Below are 8827 nucleotides of genomic sequence, written 5' to 3' on the forward strand. Positions count from 1 at the left end.
GCCCGCGACGTCGCCGGCGGCCTGAGCGGTGCTGGCCAGGCCAGCAGCCAGCAGACCGGTGGCCAGAATGGCGCCACCGGCAGGGAGGAGGATGCGCTTCACGGTAACTCCTTGCGCTGTCGTGGAACGCCTCTTGCGTCCCATGCGTCAGTAAAGGGATAGCCAGGAACATACAGTGTCGATCTTGGGAACTGGTAGCTGCTTTGAGAGGAAAAGCAGCGCTAAGTCGGGCGTGATCGTTCTGTGATGTTTAAGTGGCGATAGAGGGTGACTTGCCGGAACTGCCGGACGCGCCCGTTTCCGCAGATCAACATAAGGAAGTTGTCAGTGTGACTGCGGAGACCCCAGAGCCACCCTGCGGATCGATCTCGGGCGAATGTGACGCAGATCACATCGACTTGATGGCACCGTCCGGGCGCGCCGTGCGTCCAAACGCCCTTCAGATTTGCGGGGCGGCTCCGTACGTCCCTCTCCGAGGGGCTGTAGAGGCCGCTGAGCGACTTTCTGGGCGGAACCTGAGGGCTGCCTCGCCGCTCCCTGTGAGTGGTTCCTGGAACGCCGAAGGGCCCGGCGGTTGCCGGGCCCTTCGTGAGTTACCGAGATACGTACCGACCTGTGCCGGTCGCTACGGCACTTAGATGATCTTGCCGGACCACACGTTCGCCGCGGCCTTGTAGACCGTGGCGGTCTCGCCGTCGAAGTACGGCGAGGAGATGTAGTCGACGCGCTTGTTGCCGTCCTGGTCGTTGAAGGTGCTGGTGACACCGTTCACGTAGCCGAGACGCTTGGCGTTGCTGTAGTTGAGGAGCCAAGGACCACCGTCGGCGCCCTCGGTCATCGCGCACTTGAGCGCGATGTGCTCCTCGATCTTCTTGGCGGCCGAGCCCACGACCTTCTTGCTGGTCTTGCCGTAGCACCACTTGGGCGTGATGCCGGTGTAGTTCTTGTGGCCGTCGGGGTGCGGCGCGGCCGGGTAGCCGAACACGCGCACGTACTTGCCGGTGGGCTGGTTCCAGGAGACACCCTGGCCGCCGACCGCGTCACCGAGACGGCCCGCGTCCTTCGCGGCGCCTTCGATGATGAAGAACTCGGTCTTGTAGAACTTGGTCGCCGTGCCGGGCTTGTACCACTGCTGCACGAAGTAGTGGGTGATGGTCCAGTTGCCACGGGCGTCCTTGGCCACGGTGGCCGGGTACTTCGACGAGTCCTTCTCGGCGGCCTTCTTGTACGCGGCGGCCTCGGAGTCGGTCACGATCTCGGTGACGGGCTCACCGAACTTGAAACCGTTGCCCTTGCCCACGCGGGCGAACTTGTACTTGTTCGCGTTGACCTCGACCTTGGTGACCTCGGCGCCGGGGAAGTCCGGGCCGGTCGGCTCGGCGTCCGAGCCGCGCTTGGCCCAGCACGCCTCGATCGAGGTGGGGTCGAGCTTGCACGCGCGGAACTCGTCGCGGGAGATCTCGACGTCCTTGGCGTCCTTGATGCCCGTGTACTTGTCCCAGTCGGCCTTGGAGACCTTCTTGGCGGTGCCACCGCTGAGCTGGATGCCGTTGTAGACGGTCACGAACGCGTAGTCGCGGTCGTAGTCCTCGTACACGTCGAAGTCGTAGTGGGTGAAGGCCTGCTTACCCACGTAGATCCCGAACGGCGTCTTGCCCTGGTAGTAGCCGGGCACGAAGACCCACTTGGACATGACGTCCGAGTTGGTGGCGGTGTCGTAGACGCAGTGGCCGGCCGTGGCGACCAGGTTGCGGTACTTCGACTGCACGGAGGTGGCCGAGCACCAACGCTTCTCGCCCTTGCTGTTGACGAAGAACACCTTGCCGATGGTCTTCGGCATGTTGACGTTCTGCACCTTGGCCGTGGTCTTCTTCTCCTCGCCGATCGGCGTGGAGGAACCCGGCTTGGTGTCGGCGCTGTAGCCGCCCTTGCTCTGCAGCTTGGCGACGTCGCCCGCGTCCCAGACGTTCGACTCCTTGGCGGCCTTGAGGGCGGCGCCATTGGTGGCGGCCCAGAAGTCGGCGATCGCCTTGGCGTCCGCTGCGCTCTTCGCCATCGGGTCGGAGGCAACGTCGCTGGTGGCCTGGGCAGTGCCGGCCAGACCGGCGGCCAGCAGACCGGTAGCCAGGATGGCGCCACCGGCGGGGATGAGGATGCGCTTCAAGGGAACTGCTCCTTGCTCTGTCGTGGGACGCAACACGCGTCCCATGCGTCAGTAAAGGGATAGCAAGGAACATAGCGCGGTGATCTCCGCAGGTAAAAGCGGATCTGCGCCATTGGTAAGGCGCCCTCCCCGCCGTGACCATTCCGTGACCAGTCAGAGATATTAGCGGACAGTGACCAAAACACCACGTTTTCGCTGCGTATTGGTGGGTACAGTCACAGACCCCTCCGAGTACATGTTCCGTCATGCATCAGGTTGATGTGACATAGATCACAGGAACCAGATTTGGGCGGCTCCCGTCTAATATCGCCGGACCCCTGAGAATGATCATGAAAAAAGGAGGCCCGGCCGAAGCCGGACCCCCTCGGGGAGAGCGGGACGCGTTACTTGTAGAGCTCGCCGTTCGGGCCGACGATCTTGCCCGACCAGGTGTTCTTGGCCGAGTTGTAGACCGCCGCCGTCTCGCCGTCGAAGTACGGCGAGGTGACGTAGTCGATCCGGTCGTTGCCGTCCTGGTCGGCGAACGTGCTGGTCACGCCGTTGACGTAGCCCAGACGCTTGCTGTTGCTGTAGTTCGCCAGCCAGGGGCCGCCGTCGAAGCCGGGCGTCACGGCGCACTTGAGGCCGATGTGCTCCTCGATCTTGAGCCACGGCGCGCCGACGGCCTTCGCGGTGGTCTTGCCGTAGCACCACTTCGGCGTCACGCCGCTGTACGGCTTGTTGCCGTCGGGGTGCGGGCCCGCCGGGTAGCCGAAGGCGCGCACGTACTTGCCGGTGGGCTGGTTCCAGGAGACGCCCTGGCCGCCGACGACGTCGCCGAGCCGGCCCGCGTCCTTGGACAGCAGGATGTAGTAGCGCCCGCCCCAGCTGCGCTTCGGGCCGACGAAGCGCTCGTAGTCCTTGCGGTCCACCTGCTTGACGCCGTTGAACTGGATGCCGTTGTAGACGGTCACGAACGCGTAGTCGCGGTCGTAGTCCTCGTACACGTCGAAGTCGTAGTGGGTGAAGGCCTGCTTGCCCACGTAGATCCCGAACGGCGTCTTGCCCTGGTAGTAGCCGGGCACGAAGACCCAGTTGCCGAGCAGGGCCTTGTTGCTGTCGGTGTCGTAGACGCAGTGGCCGGCGGTGGCGACCAGGTTGCGGTAGTTCGACTGGATGGAGGTGGCCGAGCACCAGCGGAACTTGCCCTTGCCGTCGACGAAGAAGACCTTGCCGACCGTCCTGGGCATGTTGACGTTCTGGACCTTGGCGGAGGTCTTTTTCTCCTGGCCGATCGGCGCGGCGGTGCCGGGCCTGCCGTCAGGGCTGTAACCGCCCTTGGAGACGACCTTGCGCACCTCCTTGGCGTCCCAGGTGTAGGCGGTCGCGGAGCGGAGGGCGGCGAAGTTCGAGGCGGCCCAGAAGGACGCGACGGAGGAGGCCTGCTGCGTGTTGCGGGCCATGGGGTCGGTGGCGATGTCGTCTTGTGCCTGAGCGGTGTTCGCCAGGCCCGCGGCCAACAGGCCGGTCGCCAGGACGGCGCCACCGGCCGGGAGAAGGATGCGCTTCAAGGGAAACTCCAGACGCGGGGGCGTCTGTAACACCCCCACAACGCGACAAACGGACAAGCCGGGAACTTATCGGGCTGACTCTGGTCATGGGAATTACCCGTTGGCCCGGTCAGGGGATCTGATCATGGCCGTTACCGGTCCGAGATCAGATACCGGCTGATCACTGTGGGTGGCGAAACGCAGTGTGTGGCTTACGTCACACTTTGCGGTGTTGTGATCGCCCCGGCGCGTCGGTAGACCTCACCGGTCGTGGCGTTGAAGGTGGGCGACGACACCGCGTCGAACCCGCCCTTGGCGTCCCTGTTCCAGGTCAGGCTGTTGACTCCGTTGAGGAAGCCGAGCTTGGTGCCGTCCCGGTAGTTGAGCAGCCACGGCCCGCCGCTCGCGCCCGCGCTGAAGTTGCACGGCTGGATCTGCACGCCGTACTGCAGGTCGAGGCTGGGGGCGGCGGTGCGCTGCGAGCTGCCCGTGCACGACCGCAGCGTCAGGCCGTTGAACGGGCGGGTGCCGTCCGGCTGCGGGCCGGCCGGGTAGCCGAAGGCGGAGTACGTCAGGGCCAGCCCCTTGCCGAGCGTCAGGCCCTGGCCGCCGACGTTGTCCTGGAGCCTGCCCACGTCCTGCATGGTGAGCTGGCCGTTCTTCTCCACCCACTTGAAGCCGCGGTGCACGGTCACGAACGCGTAGTCGAAGTCGTAGTCGGCCTTGCCCGGCCAGTCCTCGTGCATGGTGATCGCGGCGCCGACGTAGATGCCGTCAGGGGTCTCGCCGGTGGAGGTCGGGTTGGGGACGAAGATCCAGTAGCCCGCCGGCTTGGCCTGGCGCGAGTCGTACGCGCAGTGCCCGGCGGTCGCCACGACGCTGCGGTTCTTGGCCGCGACGGAGCTGGCCGAGCACCAGTACTCCTTGTCGCCGAAACGGAAGAAGACCTTGCCCATGGTCCTGGCGGGCGAGGAGCCCCGCGGGAGGACCGGCGCGACGGACAGCAGGCTCTGGGGCTTCTTGGCCGCGACCGCCTGGCTGGGCACGGCGACCGCGCCGGCGCTCCTGGGAGTGGTGGCGCCGCCGGAGGAGGAGGACTGTGAGCCCGGAGTGGCGGGCGCGTAGCTGTCGGCGTGCCTCAGCTTCTCCGGCTTCCAGTACTCGGCGACCTTCTTCATGTCCGCCAGGCTCTTGGCCAGGGTGACCGAATAGACCCGGCTGTTGGTGGCGGAGGTGGCGGCCACGGCGGTCCCCACCAGGGCAGGCAGCATCAGCAGCGCGCTGAGGGCAGCCGCTACCAGGTGCCAGGCCCGGGGGATCATGAAAATGCCTTGCCTTTGGGGTTCGTTCTACTGGGGGTTGTATCGGTGGATTTTTCCAGATCACTCACTGTATTGCAGCTCGGATGAAGATTCGTTATCTGATCAAGCGTGACTTGCGTCGCATAAGGAGTGCGTCAAGGGTTCCTGTACAGATAGCACGTGTCGGTCGTTGTCGCAGGTCAGAGGAACGGGAGAGGCTGCGGGCATGCGCCGACTTCTGTGTCTCGCCGTTCTTTCCTGTACGGCATTCGCCGCCGCTCCCGCCGCTCTCGCGATGCCGGATCGAGACGGTCCGCGGTATTTCTTGATCACTGTTGGATCGCGTACGGCCACCCTCTCCTGCGCTCCCGGATGGTCCGATCCGGCGTGCACCGCGCTGGAGCGGGCCGGTGGCGACCCGGGCCGGCTGCAGCGGCGGGAGGGGGCCTCCTGCACGATGGAGTACAGCCCGGTCCACGCCACGGCGACGGGGGTGTGGGACGGGCGGGAGTACCAGTACGAGCGGACGTTCTCCAACGCCTGTGAGCTGGCCGTCACCACCGGACCGGTGTTCCAGATATGAGCCTTCCGTGAAAGGTCTGAGCCCTTCGCGAAGGGTCTGAGCCTTCCGCGCAGAGGCGGGCCCCGGCCAGGAGAGCGGCCGGGGCCCGTGATGGGTGCTACCCGTGGATCATCACGGCATGTTGCCGCTCCACCGGTTCGCTGCGGCCTTGTACACCTTGTAGGTGTCGGTGTTGAAGTACGGCGACGAGATGCGGTCGTAACGGTCGTTGCCGTCCGTGTCCCACGCGACGCTGTTGACACCGATCAGGTAACCCGTGCGGGTCGAGCTCTTGTAGTTGTAGAGGAACGGTCCGCCGCTGGCGCCGGCGGTGAAGGCGCACTTGAAGCCGATGTGCTCCTGAAGGTTGTACTTGGGGGCCTCGGGCATCGGGGTGGTCTTGCCGTAGCACCACTTCATGGTGCGGCCGGTGAAGGGCTTGTCGCCGTCGGGGTGCTCGCCGGCCGGGTAGCCGAACGAGTAGACGTTGACCTTGGTGCTGCGGTTCCAGGTGAAGCCCTGGCCGCCGACGTTGTCACCGAGGCGGCCGACGTTCTTCCTGGTCAGCTGCCACTTGCCGTTGACCTTCTCCCACTTGACCTTGATGCCGTTGAAGACGTTGACGAACGCGTAGTCGTAGTCGTAGTCCTCCTTCACCACGAAGTCGTCGTGCGCGTTGAACGTCTTGGCGGCGTAGATGCCGTAAGGGGCCTTGCCCTCCCAGACCTTGTTGCCGTCCCAGTACGACGGGATGAAGATCCAGTTGTCGTAGAAGGTGTTGAACTTGGTGTCGTAGACACAATGGGCCGAGGTGGCCACGAGGTTGCGGTACTTGCCCTGCACGGAGCTGGCCGAGCAGTAGCGCCAGCTGGCCGGGTGAGCCGGGTTGGTGTGGGGCAGCGTGAAGAACACGCGCCCGACCGTGTTGGGCAGGTTGACCTGCTTGCTCTTGACCTTCTTGGTCTTCTCCTCGCCGATCGGGGCGACGGTTCCGGGCGGGCCGTCGGGGGTGGAGTTACTGCCCTTGACGCCTCGGGAGGTGGCGTCGAGGTTGGCGTCGTAGTCGGTGGCCAGCTTGATGCGGTCGGGCGTCCAGAACTGGACGGCCTGCGACGCGGGCGTGGCCGCGTCCTTGGACACGACGTCGGAGGGTGAGGTCGCGTTGGCGGCGCTGCCGCCGACCATCCCCGCGGCCAGGCCGATGGCCATCAGTCCGGCGAGCGGGATCGCGATACGCCTTGCTCGGGAAAACATGGAGCTCCTCTCAGTTCTCGGCGGCCCAGAGCGGGGTACGGCGCCCCGGTGGGCCAGGAAAACGTTGGGAACGTTAATGAATGGCGCAACCCGTCGGCCAGGAAACGACGCCAAAAAGCATGGCCCGGTTCCGTTCCGTTATATAAATAGCTGATTCGCATGTATTCACAGAAAGCATCTCCGCAGGTGGAGGCGGAGTTTTATTTTCTGTGACATCACCGGTAACAGTAATTATCAAAAGTCACTGCTTACCAACCGAATCTTGTTCTGGTTCAATGGTCACATGGATCCACGCACCCCCTGCCTCATCGGCGCGGCCCAGCGGACCGTACGCGAGCAGCCGGGCCCGGAGCCGCTCGACCTCTGGGAGGAGGTCGCGCGCGCGGCCGCCCGCGAGGCGCGGCTGCCCGTCGAACGCCTCGACTCGATCCAGCTCGTCCACACCGACTCCTGGCAGTACGACTCGCCGGTGGGCCGCCTGGCCGAGCGCCTCGGGGCCGCGCCCCGGCACCGGGCGTACTCGATGGTCAGCGGCACGGCCCCGCAACTGCTCATCGGCGAGGCGGCGGGCAGGATCGCCGCCGGGGAGCTCGACTCGGCGCTGGTCGCCGGGGCCGAGGCGCTGGCCACGCGCCGCCACTACCGGCAGGCGGGCGAGCGCGTCCCGTGGAGCCACCCGGCCGACCCCAAGCCGCCGTACGGGTGGGAGCGGCCGCCGCATCCCGCCGAGCTGGCGCACGAGCTGTTCTTCCCGGTCCACACCTACGCGATCATGGAGACCGCCAGGCGGGCGGCCCTCGGGACGTCCCTGGCGGAGGAGATGCTCGACCGCGGGCGGATGATGGCGCCGATGACCGAGGTGGCCGCCGCGAACCCGTACGCCTGGCGGCGCACCGCCCGCACCCCCGAGGAGCTCGTCACCGGCAACCGCTTCGTCGGCTGGCCGTACACGCGCAACACCGTGGCCGTCATGGAGGTCGACCAGGCGGCGGCCGCCGTCCTGGTCTCCACCGGCCTCGCCGACAGGCTCGGCGTGCCGGACGACGGGCGTGTCTACCTGCGCGGCTGGGCCTACGGCGAGGACACGTGGGAGGTGGCGGCGCGGCCCGCGCTCGGCTCCTCGCAGGCCGTCCCGCGCACCGCCGAGGCCGCCTTCGCCCGGGCCGGGCTCGGGCTGGACGACATCCACGCGATCGACCTCTACAGCTGCTTCGCCATCGCGCTGCGGCAGGCGTGCGACGCGATCAAGCTGGACCCGCTCGACCGGCGCGGGCTGACCGTCACCGGCGGCCTGCCGTACGCGGGCGGGCCGGCCAGCAACTACGTCCTGCACTCGACGGCCACCATGGCCGGGCTGCTGCGCGCCCAGCAGGGGCACGGGCTGGTGACGGGGGTGGGGATGCACCTGACCAAGCACACGTACGCGATCTGGTCCACCGAGCCGGGCGGCGCGCTGGGCTCGGCCGCGCCCGTGTTCGTGGCGGAGTCGGTGCCGATCGTGGACGCGTACGAGGGGCCGGCCGTCGTGGCCGGGTACACGGTGGGCCACCACCGCGACGGCACGCCCGACAAGGGGATCCTCGTGGCCGACCTGCCCGAGGGCGGGCGGGCGCACGCGCACGTGCTGCGTGAGGACCTGATCGCGGACGCGGAGTCGCGGGAGCTGGTGGGGCAGCGGGTGCGTCTGACTACCGACGGTAAGGTCAATGTCGCTACCTGGTGACGGTAAAGTCGATGCAAACGTGTGAGCGAGTGACTACTGTCTGCACTTGACATATTTATGTCAGCGGCGCAGGCTGTAGTCATGCGGAGGACCACGGTGCGGATCGACGAAGCACTCCTCAACGAGGCGAAGGCGTACGCGGCGCAACAAGGACGCAGTCTCACCTCGGTGATGGAGGATGCTTTGCGGCAACTGCTCAACCGCTCCACGGAGGCGGCCGAACGGCCCCGCGTGGAGCTGCCCCTTTCCGGCGACCCCGACGGGCCGGGGCTCCAGTGGGAGCAGATCAAGGAG

7 protein-coding genes are annotated in these 8827 nt (G+C 66.5%); 3 read left to right on the forward strand and 4 right to left on the reverse strand.

Annotation, left to right across the window (positions count from 1 at the left end):
- Nucleotides 1–634 precede the first annotated feature (634 nt).
- The 3 genes from KME77_RS07770 to KME77_RS07780 all read right to left on the reverse strand — a co-directional run bounded on the left by KME77_RS07770 (nt 635) and on the right by KME77_RS07780 (nt 5015).
- Nucleotides 635–2164 carry a trypsin-like serine peptidase gene (locus tag KME77_RS07770; RefSeq protein ID WP_219463424.1) on the reverse strand — a complete coding sequence of 510 codons (1530 nt, stop codon included), beginning with the start codon at nt 2162–2164 and terminating at the stop codon, nt 635–637.
- A 383-nt stretch (nt 2165–2547) separates the two neighbouring features.
- Nucleotides 2548–3714: a trypsin-like serine peptidase gene (locus KME77_RS07775; RefSeq protein ID WP_219463426.1), complete on the reverse strand. Its 1167-nt coding sequence runs from the start codon at nt 3712–3714 to the stop codon at nt 2548–2550.
- A 191-nt stretch (nt 3715–3905) separates the two neighbouring features.
- The gene (locus KME77_RS07780) at nt 3906–5015 is read right to left on the reverse strand and encodes a trypsin-like serine peptidase (protein WP_219463428.1); all 1110 of its coding nucleotides are present in this window, start codon (nt 5013–5015) and stop codon (nt 3906–3908) included.
- Nucleotides 5016–5319: 304 nt separating this feature from the next.
- Between KME77_RS07780 and KME77_RS07785 the strand changes: the two genes are divergently transcribed.
- Nucleotides 5320–5577, forward strand: a complete 258-nt coding sequence (locus tag KME77_RS07785) for an SSI family serine proteinase inhibitor (RefSeq protein ID WP_219463429.1) — start codon at nt 5320–5322, stop codon at nt 5575–5577.
- A gap of 111 nt (nt 5578–5688) precedes the next feature.
- Here the strand turns inward: KME77_RS07785 and KME77_RS07790 are convergent, their stop codons facing one another.
- Nucleotides 5689–6810 (reverse strand): trypsin-like serine peptidase, encoded by a 1122-nt coding sequence (locus KME77_RS07790; RefSeq protein WP_219463431.1) that lies wholly within the window; start codon nt 6808–6810, stop codon nt 5689–5691.
- 283 nt (nt 6811–7093) lie between these two features.
- Here KME77_RS07790 and KME77_RS07795 point away from each other — a divergent pair, with 283 nt between their 5' ends.
- Both KME77_RS07795 and KME77_RS07800 read left to right on the forward strand, forming a co-directional pair.
- Nucleotides 7094–8533 (forward strand): TLP1 C-terminal extension domain-containing protein, encoded by a 1440-nt coding sequence (locus tag KME77_RS07795; RefSeq protein ID WP_219463433.1) that lies wholly within the window; start codon nt 7094–7096, stop codon nt 8531–8533.
- An 81-nt stretch (nt 8534–8614) separates the two neighbouring features.
- On the forward strand, nt 8615–8827 hold a 213-nt coding region (locus KME77_RS07800), incomplete at its 3' end, for a DUF6364 family protein (RefSeq protein WP_219463435.1).

This window comes from Nonomuraea rhizosphaerae, assembly GCF_019396405.1.
Classification (GTDB): Bacteria; Actinomycetota; Actinomycetes; order Streptosporangiales; family Streptosporangiaceae; genus Nonomuraea; species Nonomuraea rhizosphaerae.

Bases quoted from the DNA above. Each gene is read 5' to 3' on its own strand.
- KME77_RS07780 (WP_219463428.1), bottom strand. From the start codon at position 5,015: ATGATCCCCCGGGCCTGGCACCTGGTAGCGGCTGCCCTCAGCGCGCTG.
- KME77_RS07790 (WP_219463431.1), bottom strand. From the start codon at position 6,810: ATGTTTTCCCGAGCAAGGCGTATCGCGATCCCGCTCGCCGGACTGATG.
- KME77_RS07795 (WP_219463433.1), top strand. From the start codon at position 7,094: ATGGATCCACGCACCCCCTGCCTCATCGGCGCGGCCCAGCGGACCGTA.